The sequence below is a fragment of the Bradyrhizobium sp. RD5-C2 genome (assembly GCF_019972155.1).
GTDB lineage: Bacteria > Pseudomonadota > Alphaproteobacteria > Rhizobiales > Xanthobacteraceae > Bradyrhizobium.
The window spans coordinates 1-20,183 of sequence record NZ_BOVL01000007.1; the positions used below are offsets into that span (position 1 = coordinate 1).

Here is a 20,183-nt window from a genome sequence, read left to right on the forward strand (position 1 = left end):
TCGTCCGCACGGTAGTCTGCAAGCCAAACCACCCATCAGCCGCCTCGGCCTTCCGATGGACGACCTCCTGAGATTCCACAGCTAACCCGCCTTACGCACCGAACATCAGTGAATGCCGGTGAACAGCCGGTTCCAGCGCACCGAAGTTGGCCAACGCCATACTTGCCACGCGGGCGCGTCATTGCCGATCGAGAAGAAGATCACCTTGGCTTGCCCGATCAGGTTCTCGAACGGCACGTAGCCGACGCCGCCGCGCGCAGGCGGCACGCGGCTGTCGGCCGAGTTGTCGCGGTTGTCGCCCATCGCGAAGAAATGTCCCGGCGGCACGACATAGACCTGTGTGTTGTCGTATTCGGAACGCTCGATGCGATCGAGCGTGTCGTAGCTGACCCCGTTCGGCAGGGTTTCGCGCCAGCGCTTGACGCGGACCGGGCGCGGCCCCTCGTCACGATCGACATAATCATCGACCCGCTCGCGTTTGACCGCGGTGCCATTGATGTACAGCGCACCGTCGATCATTTGAATGCGATCGCCCGGCAGGCCGATCACCCGCTTGATGAAATCAATCGAGTCGTCGCTCGGCAGCCGGAACACCACGACATCGCCCGGCTTGGGCTCGGAGCCGAAGATGCGGCCGGAGAACAGCGGTGGCGAGAACGGCAGGGAGTAATGCGTGTATCCGTAACTGTACTTCGAGAGAAACAGGTAGTCGCCGACCAGCAACGTCGATTCCATCGATTCCGACGGAATGTTGAAGGACTGGAACAGGAAGGTGCGGATCACCAGCGCGATGATCAGCGCCTGCACGGCCACGCGGAGGGTATCCGCCACACCGCCTTGCTGGCGTTCTTTCTCGGTCGACATGGTCCCGGGCTCCCGTTTCACGCCCTACGCAGCAGAATATCACTTCGCGCAATGCGCGATCAGCCGCGCGACGAATTCGCTGCAGGCCTCGAGCTGCGACATCTCGACGAATTCATCCGGCGTGTGCGCCTGCGCGATTCCGCCGGGACCGACCACCACGGACGGCACATCCGCCATGCTGACGAACAGGCTGGCCTCGGTGCCGAACGCGACCTTGGCGTGGTCGTTGCGGCCGGCGAGCTGCTTGGCGAGGGTGACGATGGCAGCGTCAGCTGCGGTGTCGAGCGCGGGGTAGTCGAGGATTTCCTCGAAATCGATGCCGCACTCTGGATGGCGCTTGCGCATGGCAGGCTCGATCTCGGCCTTGGCCCAGGCGATGATCGCGTCCGTCACCTGTCGGGACTCGGTGATGCCGACGCCGCGGCATTCGAACTCCACCACGCAACTGTCGGGCACGATGTTCAGTGCGGCGCCGCCATGCACGATGCTGGTGAGCAGGGTCGAATGCGCGACGTCATAGAGACTGTCTCGCTCGGCATCCGCGGCCAGCAACGCGGCGCGGCGGCGGATTTCGGTGATCAGGTCGGCGGCGTATTCGATGGCGTTGACGCCGTCGGGCGCGATTGAGGAGTGGCGGGCGAGCCCGCGGAACGTGGCGCGCACGCCGTGCTTGCCCTTGTGGCCGATGATCACCTGCATCTGGGTCGGCTCGCCGACGAAACAGCCGAGCGGCTTGATCGGCTTGCGTGCGACCTCGCGCAGCATCGGGCGCACGCCGACGCAGCCGATCTCCTCGTCATAGGAAATCGCAAGGTTGATCGGCGTCTTCAGATCGGCCGCGAGCATTTCCGGGACCATCGCGAGACAGACCGCGACAAAGCCCTTCATGTCGGTGGTGCCGCGGCCGTACAGCCGCCCGTCGCGCTCGACGAGCTCGAACGGGTTGTGGCTCCAGTCCTGTCCGGCGACCGGCACGACATCGGTATGCCCCGACAGCACCAGGCCGGGTTTGTCCTCGGGGCCGACCGTCACCCATAGCGAGGACTTCTGTCCGGTTTCATCGACGATGCGCTGTCCGCTGACGCCGAGCGAGGCGAGGTAGCGCTCGATGTAGTCGATCAGGGGCAGGTTGCTGCGGTCGCTGACCGTGTCGAACGCGACGAGGTCGGCCAGGAGCTTGCGGATACGGTCGGGGCGTTGATTTTGCATTGCCTGTTCGGATACGAGGGAGTGTGCAGGGAATTGCTGATGTGCCGGCGATCCTGCCAGCAAAGTATAACAGCTGGTTTGCCTGCCGCCGCCAAGCAATATTCGGACCGTTGCCTGCCGATCAAAATGCATCCGCGCCGTGACATGGTGGGTTTAGCTTTGCTCTACCCGTCCTACGGCTCTCGATGCGCGGCACATTCGATGTCGTCCTGGCGAAAGCCAGGACCCATTACCCCAAATGAGAATTGTTGCGTGATGCTGGGGCCGCGTTCCCGGTCACAATCAAGTTTGGCGGTTTTGGGTCCTGGCTTTCGCCAGGACGACGGTGGTGGATGTGGCGCCGTCATCGCGCCATTCGCGGGCTTGCGCCGCGAACAGAGAATGCCATTGCTAAATCGGCTTGCCCGTATACGGCATCGATGCGGTGAGGCCGCCGTCGACCGGGATGGCCTGGCCGTTGACGTAGGACGCCTCGTCGCTCGCCAGGAACAATCCCATCGCGGCGAGCTCGTGCGGCTGGCCGGGGCGCTTCAGCGGATTGAGCTGGCCGATCTTGTCCTGGGTGCCGCGCTCCTTGGCGCGATCGAACACCGGCTTGGTCATCCCGGTCTCGATCAGGCCCGGGCAGACCGCGTTGATGCGCACGCCGGTGCCGGAGAGCGAGTAGGCCGTGGTCTGCACCAGGCTGATGACGCCGGCCTTGCTCGCGCCGTAGGGATGTCCGCTGGCGCCGGACTTCAGGCCCGCGACGGAGGCGGTGCAGACGATCGAGCCGGAGCCCTGCTTGGTCATGTGCGGGATCGAATGCTTGATCGCGAGGAACGGCCCGATCAGGTTGACGCGCAGCACCTCATGCCAATGTTCCGGGGTCTGGTCGGCGAGCGGAACGAGGCCGCCGCTGACGCCGGCATTGGCCCAGATCGCATCGAGCTTGCCATACTTCGACAGCGCCTTCTCGATGAAGGCCTTCACGTCGCTCTCCGAGCCGGCATCCGCAGTGACGGCTTCGACCGTGCCGCCGGCATCGCGCACCAGCTTGGCGGTCTCGTTCACACCCTCGGTGCGGTCGACCGCGATCAGCTTGGCGCCTTCCCTGGTGAACAGCAGCGAGGCGGCGCGGCCGATGCCGCTTCCAGCGCCGGTGATGATGACGGATTTGCCTTCGAGGCGGCCCATGGTTTTTCTCCCTGCTCACATGGTTAGTTCGAGTGATCCTTGGCGCGTCTGCCGCGCGACGGAATTCAAACAAAATTTCAAACGTCCGAAGCACTTGAGACGATGTGCGGCGTGACGTACAGCGACGGGGGACAGTATTGAAGGGCTCATCCGATGTCCAATCCAGACAAGCCTAACGTGACGGTGACGCGGTGGTGGTGGGTTCGCCACGCGCCGGTGCGCAGCGACGGCGGCAACATCTACGGACAAGAGGATATCGATTGCGACACCGGCGACGTCGAAGTGTTCGAGGCAGTCGCCAAGATGCTGCCACGCGATGCGGTGTGGTATTCGAGCAATTTGAAGCGCACGCACAAGACCGCGGAAGCGATCTGGGCCGCCGGCTTTCCGAAGCCGGCCAACATGACGCAGGAACGCGACTTCGCCGAGCAGCATCTCGGCCAGTGGCAGGGTATGAACCGCGCCGCGCTGCTCGCGAGCCAGCCGCCCGGCAGAAGCTGGTTTGCCGATGTCAACGAGCCCGCGCCCGGCGGCGAGAGCTTCATGGATCTCTACACGCGGGTTTGCCGCACGATCGTGCGGATCACGGCGGCAGAGCCGGGCAAGAACATTATCGCGGTCGGCCATGGCGGCGTGATCCGCGCTGCGGTCGGTCTCGCGCTCGGCGGCCAGCCCGACCGGGGCCTGTCATTCGACATCGACAATGTCTCGGTGACGCGGCTCGATCACATCGCAGGCATCGGCCTGTCGACCTGGCGGCTGCCGATGGTGAACCAGCAGCCCTGGATCGCCGATCCGCGCCACGCCGCGATGCATCAACCGTCCGGACCTGAAGTCCGGCCGGCGAGCAAGCTTGCGTGATTGCCGCTATCGCAACATCGGAACGCTGCCTAAGCTCAACCGCAGTATTCAAACACTTCACACCTGGGAGAGAAACATGACCTTGTTCGACATGAAGGGAAAAGTCGCCGTCATCACCGGTTCGACGCGCGGCATCGGGCTCGCCATTGCCGAGCGCATGGCCGAGCACGGCGCCAAGGTCGTGATCTCCTCGCGCAAGGCCGACGTCTGCGAGCAGGTCGCGGGCGATATCAACGGCAAGTTCGGCAAGGGCACCGCGGTTGCGATCGCCGCCAACATCTCATCGAAGGAAAACCTGCAGAACCTGGTCGACGAGAGCAATCGCGCCTTCGGCAAGATCGACGTGCTGGTCTGCAACGCGGCATCGAACCCGTATTACGGTCCGCTCGCCGGCATCTCCGACGATCAGTTCCGCAAGATCCTCGACAACAACATCGTCGCCAACAACTGGCTGATCTCGATGGTGGTGCCGCAGATGATCGAGCGCAAGGACGGCTCGATCATCATCGTGTCCTCGATCGGCGGCCTCAAGGGCTCGACCGTGCTCGGCGCCTACGCGATCTCGAAGGCCGCCGACATGCAGCTCGCGCGCAACCTCGCCTGCGAATACGGCAAGCACAATATTCGCGTGAACTGCATCGCGCCGGGCCTGATCAAGACCGATTTCGCCAAGGCGCTTTGGGACAATCCGGACACGCTGAAGGCCTCGACCGCGCGCTCGCCGCTGCTGCGCATCGGCGTGCCTGACGAGATCGCGGGCGCCGCAGTGTTGATGGGCTCGCGCGCCGGCGACTTCCTCACCGGCCAGACCATCGTGATCGACGGCGGTGCGACGATCAGCTGACGCGCGTTGTTGGTGCGCAAAGCGCGCCACATACTCAACGTGTCATCACCCGCGAAAGCGGGTGATCCAGTATTCCAGAGGCAGTCATTATTGAGCCGAGGGGCCGCGGCGTACTGGATCGCCCGGTCGAGCCGGGCGATGACGGTCTTGGATGTGGAGCGAGGCGTGCTCGCCTCACTCCACCGCCGCATACACGCCGTTGCGCACCAGCGAGCGGGTATATTCGCGCTGGCCCGGGCCCTGCATCATGAAGACCGCGATCAGGTCTTCGCGCGGATCGATCCAGAAGAACGTGCCGGCCATGCCGCTCCAGAAGTATTGGCCGACCGAGCCGGAGAACGGCGCGATGCCCTGCTGCATGCGCACCGCGAAGCCGAGGCCGAAGCTGTGGCCGGGCGACACCAGCGTGCCCTGGACCTTGACGCCGGCGCCGAGGTGATCTGAGGCCATGAATTCGAGCGTCTTGCGGCCGATGATCCTGGTGCCGTCGAGCGCGCCGCCGCCCAGCAGCATCTGCGCGAAGCGGGCGTAGTCCATCGTGGTCGACACCAGTCCGCCGCCGCCGGATTCCATCGCCGGCTTCTCCAGCATGTTGAACAGCTGCACCTTCTCATTGGTCCAGGGATCGTTCGCAAACGCCTCGGCAAGCCGGCCGGCATTGGCTTCCGGCGTGTGGAAGGCGGTCTCGTTCATCTGCAGCGGGGCGAGGATGCGCTCAGTGAGGAATTCGCCGAGCGTCTTGCCGCTGACGACTTCGATGATGCGGCCGAGGATGTCGGTGGAGCGGCTGTAGTTCCACTCGGCGCCGGGCTGGCAAATCAGCGGCATGCCGGCCAGCATGGTGGCGTGCTCGGCATTGGTGATCTTGCGGCTGCGCAGCCGCGACTGCTGATAGAGCTGCTGCACCGGCCCGTTGCCGGTGTGGTCATACGTCAGACCCGAGGTGTGGCGCAGCAGGTCCTGAATCGTCATCTGCCGCTGCACGGGGACCAGCTCGAGCTTTCCGTTGTGCTCGACACCGACCTTGGTCTCGGCGAATTCGGGGATGAACTTCGCGACGGGATCGTTGAGCAGGAAGTGGCCGTCCTCCAGCAGCATCATGATGCCGATCGAAACGATCGGCTTGGTCATCGAGAAGATGCGGAAGATCGTGTCATGCGTCATCGGGGCAGAAGCGGTCGGGCTTTGCCGGCCGATCGCGTCGAACCAGCCGATCTGGCCGCGCCGCGCCACCAGCACCGTGAAGCCGGGCGCGGTTCCCTTGTCGACCTCGCGCTTGAAGGTGTCGGACAGGGCCCGCAGCCGCGTGCTCGACAGCCCGATCGATTCGGGTTTGGCGAGGGGGAGGGACGGGGTGGTTTGACTGGCGGCGTGCTTGGTGGCGGTCTGGGCGTTCATGGTCTCTCCCGGGTTCTTGATTCTTGCGGCGGAGCGCCGACGTGGAGTGATGGCCGAAGTCTGGCGCAGAAGTTTTGCAATGAACAGAAGCTTCACCGCTTCGCCCTTGCAAACCGGCCATGCCCTGTGCTTGAAACGGCGCGAACCGGCGGCGACGCTGGTTCCCTGCAGGAGTGTAGCTCAATTGGTAGAGCACCGGTCTCCAAAACCGGGGGTCGCAGGTTCGAGCCCTGCCACTCCTGCCAGCTTTTACCCAATCATTTGAATGTGTTGGCCGAGGTCCTGGACCCCGGCCATGATTCTATTCACTCACTTGATGAGTGGGCAGCCGCCGTCCTTCAGCGGCCGGAACGCCTGGTCGCCGGGCACCTCGGCGAGCACCTTATAGTAATCCCACGGCGCCTTCGATTCCTCGGGCTTCTTGACCTCGAACAGGAACATCGAGTGCACCATGCGGCCGTCCTCGCGCACCACGCCATTGTCGGTGAAGGCATCGCGCACCGGGGTCGCGCGCATCTTCGCCAGCACCGGCTTGGTCTCCTTGGTGCCGGCGGCCTTCACCGCGTTGAGGTAGTGCAGGGTGGCGCTGTAGGTCGCGGCCTGGTTCATGGTCGGCATCCGCTTCATGCGCTCGAAGAAGCGCTTGCCGAAGGCGCGGGTGCGGTCGTTGAGATCCCAGTAGTAGGCTTCGGTGATGATCAGGCCCTGGGCGAGCTTCAGCCCGAGGCTGTGGATGTCCGAGATGAACATCACGATGCCGGCGAGATTCTGTCCGCCCGCGACGATGCCGAATTCGGCGGCCTGCTTGATTGCGTTGATGGTGTCGCCGCCGCCATTGGCGAGACCGACGATCTTCGCCTTCGACGACTGCGCCTGCAGCAGGAAGGACGAGAAGTCCGGTGTGTTGAGCGGATGCCGGGCGCTGCCGAGCACCTTGCCGCCGGCGGCGCGGACCACGTCGCCGGTGTCGCGCTCGATCGAATGGCCGAACACGTAATCGGCGGTGATGAAGAACCAGCTGTCGCCGCCGTTCTTGACGATCGCGCTGCCGACTGTGTGGGCGTTGGCGTAGGTGTCGTAGGTCCAGTGCAGCGTGTAGGGCGAGCAGGACTTGCCGGTGATGTCGGAGCTCGCCGCATCCGTCACGATCATGATCTTCTCGAACTGCTTCGACATCTCCATGCCGGCGAGTGCAGTCGCCGAGGTCGGCATGTCGATGATCATGTCGACGTTCTCGGCCTCGTACCATTTGCGGGTAATGGTGGCGGCGACGTCGGCCTTGTTGAGGGCGTCGGCGGTGACGAGCTCGATCGGCTTGCCGAACATCGAGCCGCCGAACTCCTCGATCGCCATCTTGGTGGCCTCGACATTCCCGGCGCCGCCGATGTCCGAATAGACCGACTGGAAATCGGTCAGTACGCCGATCTTGAGCGGCGTCTGTTGTGCAAGCGCGGGTCCCGCCAGCGCGCCGGCGATCAGGCCGGCGGCGGACAGATTCGTGACGATGGATTTCATGGTGATGGACCTCCCCGGGGTGTTCTTATCGGTTTGTCCGACAAAGCTAGATTTGGCCGGTTCCGCTGTCAATTCCGGCCCGGCCGGGTGCGACAATTCCGCCAAATATAGCCGATTTGACGCTACAAATGGCTTGGCCTATGCTTTGTCCGACAAACGACAATCGGGAAGCCCCGGGGAGTTGAGGATGTCCGCCACGCCGCTGTTCCGGCGCATCGACGTCGCGCCCGCGTACCAGAAGGTCGCGGACGCGATCGAACGCGAGATCGTCAACGGCCGGATCAAGCCGGGCGAGCCGATCGGCACCGAGCAGCAGCTGGTCGCGCAGTTCGGCGTCAACCGCTCGACGGTGCGCGAAGGCATTCGCGTGCTCGAGGAGGGCGGGCTAATCTGCCGTGATTCCAGCCGCCGCCTGCAGGCCTGCCTGCCGCGCTACAACAAGCTCGCCACAAGACTCTCGCGCGCGCTGATCCTGCACGAGGTGACGTTCCGCGAATTGTTCGAGACCTCGATGACGCTGGAGGTCGCGAGCGTCGAGGGCGCGGTGGAGCGTGCGACCGATGAGAACATCGCCGACCTTGCCGGCAATCTCGAGCGCAGTGCCGCGGTGGTCGGCAATCCCGCCGATCTCGCCGAGCTCGATGCGGAATTCCACGTGCTGATGGCCAAGGCCTCGCAGAACCGCGTGCTGCAGCTCGCCCGCGAGCCCGCCGCGCAGCTGTTCTTTCCGACTACCGAGATGATCGTCGGCGGCGTGCCGGAGGGCGGCGCGCGGCTCGTCGAGGCGCACCGCCACATCCTCGATGCGATCACGCGGCGCGACAAGGAGGCCGGCGTGCTGTGGACGCGGCGGCATTTGCAGGACTGGCGGCGCGGCTTCGAGAAGATCGCCTCGCTCGATCGCTCAGTCGAGCACACCTACATGGAACACGCTTACGCCGCCCGGCAATAGGGACGGCAAGGCGAAGAGCGACAAAGACAAGACAACGACAAAAAGCACATTCGGGAGGGACTCAAATGAGTGGAGACATCGCAGCAACCATCCAGCGTGCGCGCGAGCACAGCATCGGCGACCTGTTGCGCCGGTCGGCCAAGCGTTACCCCAACAAGACCGCACTGATCTGCGGCGAGGTGAGCTGGACTTTTGCCGAGATGGACGCGATCTGCAATCGGCTCGGACGCGGGTTGCTCGGCCTTGGCGTTGCGAAGGGCGACCGCGTCGCAGTGCTGTCGCGCAACTCGCACGGCTTCGCCGCGCTGCGCTTCGCGGTGGCGCGGATCGGCGCGATCCTGGTGCCGATCAACTTCATGCTCAATCCCGACGAGATCAATTTCATCCTCGCCAATTCCGGCGCGAAGCTGCTCGCGGTCGGCGCCGATTTTGTGGAGACCGCGCACGCGGCGGCCACCAAGGGCTCGGCGGTCGAAACCCTGGTCTGGCTGCCCGGCGAGGATCCGGCCATCGCGCCTGACGGCATCACGACATTCGAGAGCCTGCTGCACAGCGACGCCTCGGCGCCCGATGCCGCCGTCGACAGCCGCGATCCCGCGCAGATCATCTACACCAGCGGCACGGAGTCGCTGCCGAAGGGCGCGATCCTGACCCATGAAGCCGTCATGTGGCAGTATGTCAGCTGCATTATCGACGGCGGCATGGCGACCGACGACACCGTGCTGCACGCGCTGCCGCTCTATCACTGCGCGCAGCTCGACGTCTTCCTGGGGCCCGCGATCTATCTCGGCGCCACCAGTCTCATTACCGGCAAGCCGGTGCCCGACAATGTCCTGGCGCTGATCGCGGCCCACAAGATCAATGCGTTCTTCGCCCCGCCGACGATCTGGATCGCGATGCTGCGCTCGGGCGCGTTCGATCGCACCGATCTGTCGACCTTGCGCAAGGGCTATTACGGCGCCTCGATCATGCCGGTCGAAGTGCTGCTCGAATTGCAGCGGCGTCTGCCCGACGTAAAATTCTGGAATTTCTACGGCCAGACCGAGATCGCGCCGCTCGCCACCGTGCTGGCGCCGGAGCACCAGCTGCCGAAGGCGGGCTCGGCCGGCAAGCCCGCGATCAATGTCGAGACACGGGTGGTCAAGCCGGACATGACCGACGTCGGGGTCGGGGAGGTCGGCGAGATCGTGCATCGCTCGCCGCATCTGTTGTCCGGCTACTACAACGATCCGGTGAAGACCGCGGCGGCGTTTGCCGGCGGCTGGTTTCATTCCGGCGATCTCGCGACCGTCGATGCCGACGGCTACATCACCGTCGTCGACCGCGTGAAGGACATGATCAAGAGCGGCGGCGAGAATGTCGCGAGCCGCGAGGTCGAGGAGATGATCTACCGGCTGCCCGGGGTCTCGGAGGTCGCGGTGGTCGGGCTGCCTGATCCGCGCTGGATCGAGGCGGTAACCGCGATCGTCGTGGTCAAGGCCGGCGCGAGCCTCGATGCCGACGCCGTCATCAAGCACTGCGCGGCGTCGATGGCCCATTTCAAGGTGCCGAAGCGGGTCATCTTCGTGGATGCCCTGCCGAAGAACCCGAGCGGCAAGCTGCTGAAGCGCGAGCTGCGCCAGCGCTATGTCGGCGGCGCCACGCTGGATCAGGCGGTCCAGAAGAGCTTTGCCGGGTGATCCACCCGGCCACCGCGGTGGGCGGCCGGGGCAACGGACCTCGTGCCATCAGCCTAAGTGCTTGATTCGAGAGGCCCCGTTCCGGCCTGCCGCGGTCCCGACCGGGGTGGGGCGCGACCCCGCCGACCTTGACCTTTGGCCGGTCTCGCAGTAGATACCGCCCACTCGCAGCCGGCCCGCTTTGATCGCGGATATCCGGCGCGGCCTAATTCCCCGAACATTCGAGCTCGTTTATCGGCTCAACCTTCCAAACGAGGGCTGGGTCCGCAAGGTCGGCTGTTCGGATTCCTTGAAACGTTGCAAATCGTCCGGAAACGGATGCGGATCTCACGATGGCTTTCAGCCCGTTCAAATTCCTGCAGGAAGTGCGCTCGGAGACCAACAAGGTCACCTGGCCGACGCGCCGCGAGACGACCATCACCACCATCATGGTGTTCGTGATGGTGGCGCTGGCCTCCATCTTCTTCTTCGCCGCAGATCAGATCATCCGCTATCTGATTACCCTGATACTGGGCATCCACTGATGAGCATGGGAACTCAATTGATGGACAAGCGCTGGTACATCGTTCACGCCTATTCGAACTTCGAGAAGAAGGTTCAGGAATCGATCCGCGAGCAGGCCAAGCAGCGCGGGCTGGAAGAGCTGTTCGAGCAGATTCTGGTGCCGACCGAGAAGGTCACCGAGGTGCGCCGCGGCCGCAAGATCGACGCCGAGCGCAAGTTCTTCCCGGGCTATGTGCTGGTGAAGATGAAGCTGACCGACGAGGCGTTCCATCTGATCAAGAACACCCCGAAGGTGACCGGCTTCCTCGGCGCGGAAAACAAGCCGATGCCGATTTCGGAAGCCGAGGCGATGCGGATCCTGCACCAGGTGCAGGAAGGCGTGGAGCGTCCGAAGGCGTCGGTGTCGTTCGAAATCGGCGAGAACGTGCGCGTGGCCGACGGCCCGTTCGCCTCGTTCTCCGGCGTGGTGGAAGAAATCGACGAGGCGCGCTCGCGCGTGAAGGTCGCGGTGTCGATCTTCGGCCGTGCGACCCCCGTGGAACTGGAATTCGGTCAGGTCGAAAAGGTGGTCTGACCGGACGGCGCGGGGTATATGCCTCGCGTCAAGTGAGAGGCCGTGGGAGGGAGGAGGCGGTAGCCAGCCCCTTCAACCGAACCACGGAACCTGAAACCGCCGGCACCGTCCGGCACAACAGGAGTGATAAATGGCAAAGAAAGTGACCGGATACCTGAAGCTTCAGGTCCCGGCCGGTGCGGCGAATCCTTCGCCCCCGATCGGTCCCGCGCTTGGTCAGCGCGGTCTCAACATCATGGAGTTCTGCAAAGCGTTCAACGCGCAGACCCAGAAGGAAGAGAAGAATACCCCAATCCCGGTGGTGATCACGATCTACGCCGATCGTTCGTTCACCTTCGAGATGAAGACGCCCCCGATGTCGTTCTTCCTCAAGCAGGCTGCCAAGATCCAGTCCGGCTCGAAGGCGCCGGGCCGCGACAAGGCCGGCCAGGTGACCAAGGCGCAGGTGCGCGAGATCGCCGAGAAGAAGATGAAGGACTTGAATTGCGACACCATCGAATCGGCCATGAAGATGGTCGAGGGCTCTGCCCGTTCGATGGGTCTGGAAGTTGCGGGGTAACGGGCCATGGCAATCGGAAAGCGTTTGAAGAAGGCCCGCGAGGGTGTTGATCGCGAGAAGCTCTACCCGCTCGCGGACGCCATCAAGATGGTCAAGGAGCGCGCCAAGTCGAAGTTCGACGAGACGATCGAGATCGCGATCAATCTCGGCGTCGACCCGCGCCACGCCGACCAGATGGTTCGCGGCGTCGTCAACCTGCCGAACGGAACCGGCCGTACGCTCCGCGTCGGCGTGTTCGCGCGCGGCGCCAAGGCTGAGGAAGCCAAGGCCGCCGGTGCCGACGTCGTCGGTGCCGAAGACCTGGTCGAGAAGGTGCAGGGCGGTGCGATCGACTTCGATCGTTGTATCGCCACTCCCGACATGATGCCGCTGGTCGGCCGCCTCGGTAAGGTGCTCGGTCCGCGCGGCATGATGCCGAACCCGAAGATCGGTACCGTGACCATGGACGTCACCAACGCCGTGAAGGGCGCCAAGGGCGGCTCGGTCGAGTTCCGCGTCGAGAAGGCCGGCATCGTGCAGGCCGGCATCGGCAAGGCCTCGTTCTCCGAGGACAAGCTGGTCGAGAACGTCAAGGCGCTCGCCGACGCGGTCTCCAAGGCGAAGCCGGCGGGTTCCAAGGGCACCTACATCCAGCGCGTGGCGGTTTCCTCCACCATGGGCCCGGGCGTGAAGGTCGAGCCGGGCACGATCCTCGGCTGAGGTCTTTCGTCGTGACGAGATAAACAGGGGCGGGATCGGGCAACCGGTTCCGCCCTTTGTTTTGCCGGAGCGTTTTCGCGTGAAGCGGCTACCGGCTTCGCGTGAAGAAACACGAATCCAAAGCCTGGTTCCGATTCAAGCGGAATGGAAAAGGCTCCAGGTGAAGCCGCTCGCAGGAAACAACAACAATGCCTGACAAGGTCCTGGTCTATTCGCGCTTTCCGAGAAACGAGCTGGTGCGCTTCGGCGAGCGCTACGAGCTGTTGAACGCCGCGGGCAAGCCGCCGACCGAGCTGTTTCCGGCGGCGGAGCTTGGCGAGATCCGGGCAATGATCACGTCGGGCGGCACGACACTTGGCGGCGAGGCGATGGACGTGCTGCCGAAGCTCGGCGCGATCATCTGCTACGGCACTGGATACGAGGGGATCGATCTTGCCGCCGCTGCGAAGCGCGGCATTGCGGTTGGCCACAGCCCCGGCGCCAACGCCGCATCGGTTGCCGACATCGCGGTGACGCTGATGCTGGCGGCGGTCCGCCGACTGCCGGTCGTCGATAATTACGTCCGCAGCGGCGACTGGATCGGCGCCAAGCCGTCGCCGATGATGCGGCCGCAGGCCGGCATGCGCGGCCGCAAGGTCGGCGTGTATGGTCTCGGCGAGATCGGCCGCAAGATCGCGGCGCGGGTCGCGGCGTTCGAGACCGAGGTCGGCTATTTCAGCCGGTCACGGCAGGACGTGCCGTATCAGCACTTTCCGAGCCTCGAGGCGCTCGCCGACTGGTGCAGCGTGCTGATGATCGCGGTGCGCGCCGGCGCGGACACCGTCCATGCCGTCAATGCCGACATCCTGCGCCGGCTCGGCAGCAACGGGATCGTGGTCAATATCTCGCGCGGCTCCGTCGTCGACCAGAAGGCGCTGGTGGCGGCCCTTGCCGATCAGTCGATCGCGGGCGCCGGCCTCGATGTGTTCGCCAGGGAGCCGCACGCGCCGGACGAACTGACGGCGCTGCCGAACGTCGTGCTGTCGCCGCATATCGGCGGCCACACCCTGGAATCGCACGTGGCGATGCAGGACTGCGTGCTCGCCAATCTCGACGCGTTCTTCGCCGGCAAGCCGCTGCCGTTTGAGGTAAGGGGTGCCTGAGCGGCTGCCGGTTCCGGCCCCGGAACCGATTCACCGGCCGCAATATGAAACTGGTCTGAAATTTGCTCTTGGCAAGCAGGGCGGGACCGGTTACATAGCGGCTTCCGGGCGTGCTGGCACTTGCTGGCAGGTCCGTGCTCGCATTCCGAAAACCTGAGGTGATAGGAGATCATTCCTTTCCGCATGCCCGCAAGGATGCTCGAAAGGAAGGAAACCCGTCGCCTCAAACGGAATGAGAGCAGGGTGTTCGGCCTCGGCCGATAGCCCGATCCTGTCCGAGACTGCAGGCGCCCGCGAGAACTTCGTGTTTTCAACGGCTTAATCGCATGGCCTGCATAGACGGGTGAAGACCGGATTTTGTACTCCACGTCGCGGCCTGTTCGCGGCTGGGAGGCTGGTTTGGTTCGAACCTCGACAGCCCATGGCCGCAAGGCTCTGGGAGGGCAGGCTTCTAGATGTCGTCTTGCCCGGCATGTCCGAAGGGTCTTTGCGCCCAACGGATCAGGTTTAGGGCGGGACGATGGGTGCAACCCGGCGGTCCTGCCTTCGCGGAAAGGCCGCCAACCGGAAAGAGCTTGCTGTGGAACGAGCGGCAAAAAAAGAGGCGGTCGGACAGCTCAACGAGGCCTTCAAGGCCACGAGCGTTGCGATCGTCGCTCACTATTCCGGCCTCACCGTGGCCCAGATGCAGAAGCTGCGCATGCAGATGAAGCAGGCGGGTGCGTCGGTGAAGGTCTCGAAGAACCGTCTCGCCAAAATTGCTCTTGAAGGCACTGACGTCGCTGCCATCGGTTCCCTGCTGAAGGGGCCGACTGTGATCGCTACTTCGAGCGATCCGGTTGCGGCGCCAAAGGTTGCCGTCGAATTCGCCAAGGCGAACGAAAAGTTCGTCATCCTTGGCGGCTCGATGGGTAAAACCGTCCTGAATGTCGACAGCGTGAAGGCGCTCGCCTCACTGCCGTCGCTTGACGAACTGCGCGGCAAGATCGTTGGCCTCCTCGTGGCGCCGGCGACCAAGCTTGCTCAGCTCTCGAACGCGCCTGCGGCCAAGCTCGCACGCGTCATTCAGGCTCATGCCTCAAAGAGCGAAGCGGCCTGACCCTTCGCTAATCTCAAAACCTGGTTCGAACCAAACGTTTAAGGAAACAGATCAATGGCTGACTTGCAGAAAATCGTCGACGACCTCTCGAGCCTCACCGTGCTCGAAGCGGCTGAACTCGCCAAGCTCCTCGAAGAAAAGTGGGGCGTCTCCGCCGCTGCCGCCGTTGCGGTGGCCGGCCCGGCTGCCGGCGGCGCTGCCGCTGCTGCGGTTGAAGAGAAGACCGAATTCAGCGTCGTGCTGGCTGCTGCCGGCGACAAGAAGATCGAAGTCATCAAGGAAGTCCGCGCCATCACCGGCCTGGGCCTGAAGGAAGCCAAGGACCTCGTCGAAGGCGCTCCGAAGCCCGTCAAGGAAGGCGTCAACAAGGAAGAAGCCGACAAGATCAAGGCCCAGCTCGAGAAGGCTGGCGCCAAGGTCGAACTCAAGTAATGCGCGATCCGGGAGCGCCGCAGGGCGCTCCCGGGCCATGCAACGGCGTGCGACAGGTTGTCGCGTGGCGTACCGGACACAAAAAAGTGTGGGGATCCGTGGACTTAACCCTCGAATCTCCTTTATTGCCATCCCATATCGGGTTGGCAGCGGAAAAACACGGTAGGCGGCGGGGGCGGCAGGGCACCCGGCGGAAGCCGTTGGGAGACAGTCAGATTTCGGGCTTTTTCAGTCCGTAAAGCGGAGCGTTTGGACGAGCGGGTGCAGTGATGCGCCTCGCGCGTCGTTTTGCGTTTTGGAGGCGATGGGGCCGGCCGGGGATTTAATTCCTGACTTTGCGCTTCGTTCCTTCGGGACGATTCGAAATTCAACCCGGGGTCGATGGCAGTCGCTCCCGGAAGGTTCGCCCCACAAAGGCGACGAAAATGAGAGGCCACGATGGCGCAGCAGACATTCACCGGTCGCAAACGCGTACGCAAGTTTTTCGGTCACATCAAGGAAGTCGCCGAGATGCCGAACCTCATCGAGGTTCAGAAGGCGTCCTATGACCAGTTCCTGATGGTTGACGAGCCGGCCGGTGGTCGCCTCGACGAGGGCCTGCAGGCGGTGTTCCGCTCGGTATTTCCGATCTCGGATTTTTCGGGCACCTCGATGCTCGAATTTGTCCGCTACGAGTTCGAACAGCCGAAATATGACGTCGATGAGTGCCGCCAGCGCGGCATGACCTTCGCTGCGCCGCTCAAGGTGACGCTGCGCCTCATCGTGTTCGATATCGACGAGGAAACCGGCGCCAAGTCGGTGAAGGACATCAAGGAGCAGGACGTCTACATGGGCGATATCCCGCTCATGACGATGAACGGCACCTTCGTTGTCAACGGCACCGAGCGCGTCATCGTCTCGCAGATGCACCGTTCGCCCGGCGTGTTCTTCGACCACGACAAGGGCAAGACCCATTCGTCCGGCAAGCTGCTGTTTGCCGCGCGCGTGATTCCGTATCGCGGTTCCTGGCTCGACATCGAGTTCGACGCCAAGGACATCGTGTTCGCGCGCATCGATCGTCGCCGCAAGCTGCCCGTGACCTCGCTGATGTACGCGCTCGGTCTCGACGGCGAGCAGATCCTGTCGACATTCTACAAGAAGATCACCTACAAGCGGACCAAGGAAGGCTGGCGCGTGCCGTTCGACGCCAACCGCTTCCGTGGCTACTCGACCATCAACGACCTGATCGACGCCGACACCGGCAAGGTGGTGCTCGAGGCCGGCAAGAAGCTGACCGTGCGCAGCGCGCGCCAGATGCAGGAAAAGGGTCTGAAGGCGCTCCGCATGTCGGACGAGGAGCTCGTCGGCAACTATCTCGCCGAGGATCTCGTCAACCCGAAGACCGGTGAAATCTACGCCGAAGCCGGCGAGGAGATCACCGAGAAGTCGCTCAAGGTGCTGAACGAGCAGGGCTACAAGGACCTGCCGCTGCTCGACATCGACCACGTCAATGTCGGCGCCTACATCCGCAACACGCTGTCGGCCGACAAGAACATGACGCGTGAGGACGCGCTGTTCGACATCTACCGCGTGATGCGTCCGGGCGAGCCGCCGACGCTGGATTCGGCGCAGGCGATGTTCCAGTCGCTGTTCTTCGATGCCGAGCGCTACGACCTCTCCGCGGTCGGCCGCGTCAAGATGAACATGCGCCTCGAGCTCGATGCGCCCGACACCCATCGCACGCTGCGCAAGGAAGACATCCTGGCGGTCATCAAGACGCTGGTCGACCTGCGCGACGGCAAGGGCGAGATCGACGACATCGACCACCTCGGCAACCGCCGGGTGCGTTCGGTCGGCGAGCTGATGGAGAACCAGTACCGGATCGGCCTGCTCCGCATGGAGCGCGCCATCAAGGAGCGTATGTCGAGCGTCGATATCGACACCGTGATGCCGCAGGACCTGATCAACGCCAAGCCCGCGGCCGCCGCGGTGCGCGAGTTCTTCGGTTCCTCGCAGCTGTCGCAGTTCATGGACCAGACCAACCCGCTGTCGGAGATCACCCACAAGCGGCGCCTGTCGGCGCTTGGCCCGGGCGGTCTGACCCGCGAGCGTGCCGGCTTCGAAGTCCGCGACGTGCATCCGACGCATTACGGCCGTATCTGCCCGATCGAAACGCCGGAAGGTCCGAACATCGGTCTGATCAACTCGCTGGCGACGTTCGCGCGCGTCAACAAGTACGGCTTCGTCGAGACGCCCTATCGCAAGATCAAGGACAGCCGCGTCACCGACGAGGTGGTCTATCTGTCGGCGATGGAAGAGGGCCGCTACCGCGTCGCGCAGGCCAACGTGCCGCTCGATGCCAAGGGCCGCTTCACCGACGACCTGGTGGTCTGCCGGCATGCCGGCGAAGTGCTGCCGGTGACGCCGGACAAGGTCGACTACATGGACGTGTCGCCGAAGCAGCTGGTTTCGGTCGCCGCGGCGCTGATCCCGTTCCTCGAGAACGACGACGCCAACCGCGCGCTGATGGGCTCGAACATGCAGCGCCAGGCGGTGCCGCTGGTTCGCGCCGAGGCGCCGTTCGTCGGCACCGGCATGGAAGGCGTGGTCGCCCGTGACTCGGGCGCGGCGATTGCCGCGCGCCGTTCGGGCGTGATCGACCAGATCGACGCCACCCGCGTCGTGATCCGCGCCACCGAGGATCTCGATCCGACCAAGTCGGGCGTCGATATCTATCGGCTGATGAAGTACCAGCGCTCGAACCAGTCGACCTGCATCAACCAGCGTCCGCTGGTGAAGGTCGGCGACATCGTCAAGAAGGGCGACATCATCGCTGACGGTCCGTCGACCGATCTCGGCGAACTCGCGCTCGGCCGCAACGTGCTGGTCGCGTTCATGCCCTGGAACGGCTACAACTTCGAAGACTCGATCCTGCTCTCCGAGCGGATCGTGAAGGACGACGTCTTCACTTCGATCCATATCGAAGAATTCGAAGTGATGGCCCGCGACACCAAGCTCGGTCCTGAGGAAATCACCCGCGACATTCCGAACGTCTCGGAAGAAGCGCTGAAGAACCTCGACGAAGCCGGTATCGTCTACATCGGTGCGGAAGTTCGCGCCGGCGACATCCTGGTCGGCAAGATCACGCCGAAGGGCGAGAGCCCGATGACGCCGGAAGAGAAGCTGCTGCGCGCCATCTTCGGCGAGAAGGCCTCCGACGTCCGCGATACCTCGCTGCGCGTGCCTCCGGGCGTGCAGGGCACCATCGTGGAAGTCCGCGTGTTCAACCGTCACGGCGTCGACAAGGACGAGCGTGCGCTGGCGATCGAGCGGGAAGAGATCGAGCGTCTGGCCAAGGACCGCGACGACGAGCAGGCGATTCTGGACCGCAACGTCTACAACCGCCTCGCCGAGCTCTTGGAGAACCGCCAGGGCATCGCCGGTCCGAAGGGCTTCAAGAAGGATACCAAGATCACCCGTGCGGTGCTCGACGAGTATCCGAAGTCGCAGTGGTGGCTGTTCGCCTCGCCGAACGACAAGCTGATGGCCGAGATCGAGGCCATGCGGAAGCAGTACGACGAGTCGAAGAAGGGCCTCGAGCAGCGCTTCCTCGACAAGGTCGAGAAGCTGCAGCGTGGCGACGAGCTGCCGCCCGGCGTGATGAAGATGGTCAAGGTCTTCGTCGCGGTGAAGCGCAAGATCCAGCCCGGCGACAAGATGGCCGGCCGTCACGGCAACAAGGGCGTGGTGTCGAAGATCGTGCCGATCGAGGACATGCCGTTCCTCGAGGACGGTACGCATGCCGACATCGTGCTCAATCCGCTCGGCGTGCCTTCGCGCATGAACGTCGGTCAGATCCTTGAGACCCATCTCGGTTGGGCCTGCGCCGGCCTCGGCAAGCGCATCGGCCAGACCATCGACGCCTACTATCAGAAGCAGGACCTCAAGCCGCTGCGCGAGACCCTGAAGAAGATCTATGGCGAGGATGAAACCATCAAGTCGCTGAACGACAACGAGCTGGTCGAACTCGGCCGCAATCTGAGCCACGGCGTGCCGATCGCAACGCCGGTGTTCGACGGCGCCAAGGAAGCCGACATCGAGGAGATGCTGAAGCTCGCGGGCTTCGACGCCTCCGGCCAGTCGACCGTCTATGACGGCCGCACCGGCGACCAGTTCGATCGCAAGGTGACGATGGGCTACATCTACATGCTCAAGCTGCACCATCTCGTGGACGACAAGATCCACGCGCGTTCGATCGGTCCGTACTCGCTCGTCACCCAGCAGCCGCTGGGCGGCAAGGCGCAGTTCGGCGGCCAGCGCTTCGGCGAAATGGAGGTCTGGGCGCTGGAAGCCTACGGCGCCGCCTACACGCTGCAGGAGATGTTGACCGTGAAGTCGGACGACGTCGCCGGCCGTACCAAGGTGTACGAGGCGATCGTGCGCGGCGACGACACCTTCGAGGCCGGTATTCCGGAATCGTTCAACGTGCTGGTCAAGGAAATGCGCTCGCTCGGCCTCAACGTCGACCTGCACAATTCCAAGGTGGGACCGGCGTCGACGTCGGAAGCGGCCGAGTAACGCGTTGATTTACGCCCGGCGCGAAAGCGCCGGGCCTTCGCGCTCCGCTCGGACGTTGAGTGGGGCGCGCGTTGAATAAAAGTTTCGAATTTGCTGCCGGTGACGATCGGCACGCGAGG

The 20,183-nt window shown here is 63.9% G+C and carries 17 protein-coding genes and 1 tRNA gene; 13 read left to right on the forward strand and 5 right to left on the reverse strand.

Annotated elements, in window-relative coordinates; translation table 11 throughout:
- Positions 1–105: 105 nt before the first annotated feature.
- The 3 genes from lepB to BraRD5C2_RS05505 all read right to left on the reverse strand — a co-directional run bounded on the left by lepB (position 106) and on the right by BraRD5C2_RS05505 (position 3,249).
- On the reverse strand, positions 106–864 hold the full coding sequence (gene lepB / locus BraRD5C2_RS05495) for a signal peptidase I (RefSeq protein WP_223967318.1): 759 nt from the start codon (positions 862–864) through the stop codon (positions 106–108).
- Between the two features lie 39 nt (positions 865–903).
- Complete coding sequence (gene argE / locus BraRD5C2_RS05500; protein WP_223967319.1) at positions 904–2,073, reverse strand: acetylornithine deacetylase; 1,170 nt, start codon at positions 2,071–2,073, stop codon at positions 904–906.
- Positions 2,074–2,463: 390 nt separating this feature from the next.
- Positions 2,464–3,249, reverse strand: a complete 786-nt coding sequence (locus BraRD5C2_RS05505) for an SDR family NAD(P)-dependent oxidoreductase (protein ID WP_223967320.1) — start codon at positions 3,247–3,249, stop codon at positions 2,464–2,466.
- Between the two features lie 153 nt (positions 3,250–3,402).
- Between BraRD5C2_RS05505 and BraRD5C2_RS05510 the strand changes: the two genes are divergently transcribed.
- Positions 3,403–4,110, forward strand: a complete 708-nt coding sequence (locus BraRD5C2_RS05510; protein WP_223967321.1) for a histidine phosphatase family protein — start codon at positions 3,403–3,405, stop codon at positions 4,108–4,110.
- A 76-nt stretch (positions 4,111–4,186) separates the two neighbouring features.
- The gene (locus BraRD5C2_RS05515; RefSeq protein ID WP_092115009.1) at positions 4,187–4,954 is read left to right on the forward strand and encodes an SDR family NAD(P)-dependent oxidoreductase; all 768 of its coding nucleotides are present in this window, start codon (positions 4,187–4,189) and stop codon (positions 4,952–4,954) included.
- A gap of 174 nt (positions 4,955–5,128) precedes the next feature.
- On the opposite strand, the gene BraRD5C2_RS05520 is transcribed toward BraRD5C2_RS05515, so the two are convergent.
- On the reverse strand, positions 5,129–6,352 hold the full coding sequence (locus BraRD5C2_RS05520) for a serine hydrolase domain-containing protein (protein ID WP_223967322.1): 1,224 nt from the start codon (positions 6,350–6,352) through the stop codon (positions 5,129–5,131).
- A gap of 169 nt (positions 6,353–6,521) precedes the next feature.
- Between BraRD5C2_RS05520 and BraRD5C2_RS05525 the strand changes: the two genes are divergently transcribed.
- Positions 6,522–6,597, forward strand: a tRNA-Trp gene (locus BraRD5C2_RS05525).
- Positions 6,598–6,661: 64 nt separating this feature from the next.
- On the opposite strand, the gene BraRD5C2_RS05530 is transcribed toward BraRD5C2_RS05525, so the two are convergent.
- Positions 6,662–7,867, reverse strand: coding sequence for an ABC transporter substrate-binding protein (locus tag BraRD5C2_RS05530; protein ID WP_223967323.1), 1,206 nt, complete (start codon positions 7,865–7,867; stop codon positions 6,662–6,664).
- A gap of 187 nt (positions 7,868–8,054) precedes the next feature.
- Here BraRD5C2_RS05530 and BraRD5C2_RS05535 point away from each other — a divergent pair, with 187 nt between their 5' ends.
- From BraRD5C2_RS05535 to rpoB, 10 genes are all read left to right on the forward strand, one after another.
- Positions 8,055–8,819 (forward strand): FadR/GntR family transcriptional regulator, encoded by a 765-nt coding sequence (locus BraRD5C2_RS05535; RefSeq protein WP_223967324.1) that lies wholly within the window; start codon positions 8,055–8,057, stop codon positions 8,817–8,819.
- Between the two features lie 65 nt (positions 8,820–8,884).
- Positions 8,885–10,498, forward strand: a complete 1,614-nt coding sequence (locus tag BraRD5C2_RS05540; RefSeq protein ID WP_223967325.1) for an acyl-CoA synthetase — start codon at positions 8,885–8,887, stop codon at positions 10,496–10,498.
- Positions 10,499–10,830: 332 nt separating this feature from the next.
- On the forward strand, positions 10,831–11,022 hold the full coding sequence (gene secE / locus BraRD5C2_RS05545) for a preprotein translocase subunit SecE (RefSeq protein ID WP_223967326.1): 192 nt from the start codon (positions 10,831–10,833) through the stop codon (positions 11,020–11,022).
- Positions 11,023–11,042: 20 nt separating this feature from the next.
- Entirely contained in the window at positions 11,043–11,576 is a 534-nt protein-coding gene (gene nusG, locus BraRD5C2_RS05550) for a transcription termination/antitermination protein NusG (RefSeq protein WP_021081670.1), read from the forward strand.
- A gap of 130 nt (positions 11,577–11,706) precedes the next feature.
- On the forward strand, positions 11,707–12,135 hold the full coding sequence (rplK, locus tag BraRD5C2_RS05555) for a 50S ribosomal protein L11 (RefSeq protein WP_066499365.1): 429 nt from the start codon (positions 11,707–11,709) through the stop codon (positions 12,133–12,135).
- A gap of 6 nt (positions 12,136–12,141) precedes the next feature.
- Positions 12,142–12,834, forward strand: a complete 693-nt coding sequence (rplA, locus tag BraRD5C2_RS05560) for a 50S ribosomal protein L1 (protein ID WP_029081784.1) — start codon at positions 12,142–12,144, stop codon at positions 12,832–12,834.
- A 188-nt stretch (positions 12,835–13,022) separates the two neighbouring features.
- Entirely contained in the window at positions 13,023–13,976 is a 954-nt protein-coding gene (locus BraRD5C2_RS05565; RefSeq protein ID WP_223967327.1) for a 2-hydroxyacid dehydrogenase, read from the forward strand.
- A 580-nt stretch (positions 13,977–14,556) separates the two neighbouring features.
- Complete coding sequence (gene rplJ / locus BraRD5C2_RS05570; protein WP_223967656.1) at positions 14,557–15,075, forward strand: 50S ribosomal protein L10; 519 nt, start codon at positions 14,557–14,559, stop codon at positions 15,073–15,075.
- Positions 15,076–15,129: 54 nt separating this feature from the next.
- Complete coding sequence (rplL, locus tag BraRD5C2_RS05575; RefSeq protein ID WP_223967328.1) at positions 15,130–15,507, forward strand: 50S ribosomal protein L7/L12; 378 nt, start codon at positions 15,130–15,132, stop codon at positions 15,505–15,507.
- A gap of 438 nt (positions 15,508–15,945) precedes the next feature.
- Positions 15,946–20,064, forward strand: coding sequence for a DNA-directed RNA polymerase subunit beta (gene rpoB / locus BraRD5C2_RS05580; protein ID WP_223967329.1), 4,119 nt, complete (start codon positions 15,946–15,948; stop codon positions 20,062–20,064).
- The last annotated feature ends 119 nt before the right edge of the window (positions 20,065–20,183 follow it).

What these genes read in the sequence shown, in the direction of transcription:
- BraRD5C2_RS05520 (WP_223967322.1), bottom strand. Translation starts at nt 6,352, where the DNA reads ATGAACGCCCAGACCGCCACCAAGCACGCCGCCAGTCAAACCACCCCG.
- BraRD5C2_RS05535 (WP_223967324.1), top strand. Translation starts at nt 8,055, where the DNA reads ATGTCCGCCACGCCGCTGTTCCGGCGCATCGACGTCGCGCCCGCGTAC.
- nusG (WP_021081670.1), top strand. Translation starts at nt 11,043, where the DNA reads ATGGACAAGCGCTGGTACATCGTTCACGCCTATTCGAACTTCGAGAAG.
- BraRD5C2_RS05565 (WP_223967327.1), top strand. Translation starts at nt 13,023, where the DNA reads ATGCCTGACAAGGTCCTGGTCTATTCGCGCTTTCCGAGAAACGAGCTG.
- rpoB (WP_223967329.1), top strand. Translation starts at nt 15,946, where the DNA reads ATGGCGCAGCAGACATTCACCGGTCGCAAACGCGTACGCAAGTTTTTC.
- lepB (WP_223967318.1), bottom strand. Translation starts at nt 864, where the DNA reads ATGTCGACCGAGAAAGAACGCCAGCAAGGCGGTGTGGCGGATACCCTC.
- rplK (WP_066499365.1), top strand. Translation starts at nt 11,707, where the DNA reads ATGGCAAAGAAAGTGACCGGATACCTGAAGCTTCAGGTCCCGGCCGGT.
- BraRD5C2_RS05530 (WP_223967323.1), bottom strand. Translation starts at nt 7,867, where the DNA reads ATGAAATCCATCGTCACGAATCTGTCCGCCGCCGGCCTGATCGCCGGC.
- rplA (WP_029081784.1), top strand. Translation starts at nt 12,142, where the DNA reads ATGGCAATCGGAAAGCGTTTGAAGAAGGCCCGCGAGGGTGTTGATCGC.
- BraRD5C2_RS05515 (WP_092115009.1), top strand. Translation starts at nt 4,187, where the DNA reads ATGACCTTGTTCGACATGAAGGGAAAAGTCGCCGTCATCACCGGTTCG.
- BraRD5C2_RS05505 (WP_223967320.1), bottom strand. Translation starts at nt 3,249, where the DNA reads ATGGGCCGCCTCGAAGGCAAATCCGTCATCATCACCGGCGCTGGAAGC.
- BraRD5C2_RS05510 (WP_223967321.1), top strand. Translation starts at nt 3,403, where the DNA reads ATGTCCAATCCAGACAAGCCTAACGTGACGGTGACGCGGTGGTGGTGG.
- rplL (WP_223967328.1), top strand. Translation starts at nt 15,130, where the DNA reads ATGGCTGACTTGCAGAAAATCGTCGACGACCTCTCGAGCCTCACCGTG.
- secE (WP_223967326.1), top strand. Translation starts at nt 10,831, where the DNA reads ATGGCTTTCAGCCCGTTCAAATTCCTGCAGGAAGTGCGCTCGGAGACC.
- BraRD5C2_RS05540 (WP_223967325.1), top strand. Translation starts at nt 8,885, where the DNA reads ATGAGTGGAGACATCGCAGCAACCATCCAGCGTGCGCGCGAGCACAGC.
- argE (WP_223967319.1), bottom strand. Translation starts at nt 2,073, where the DNA reads ATGCAAAATCAACGCCCCGACCGTATCCGCAAGCTCCTGGCCGACCTC.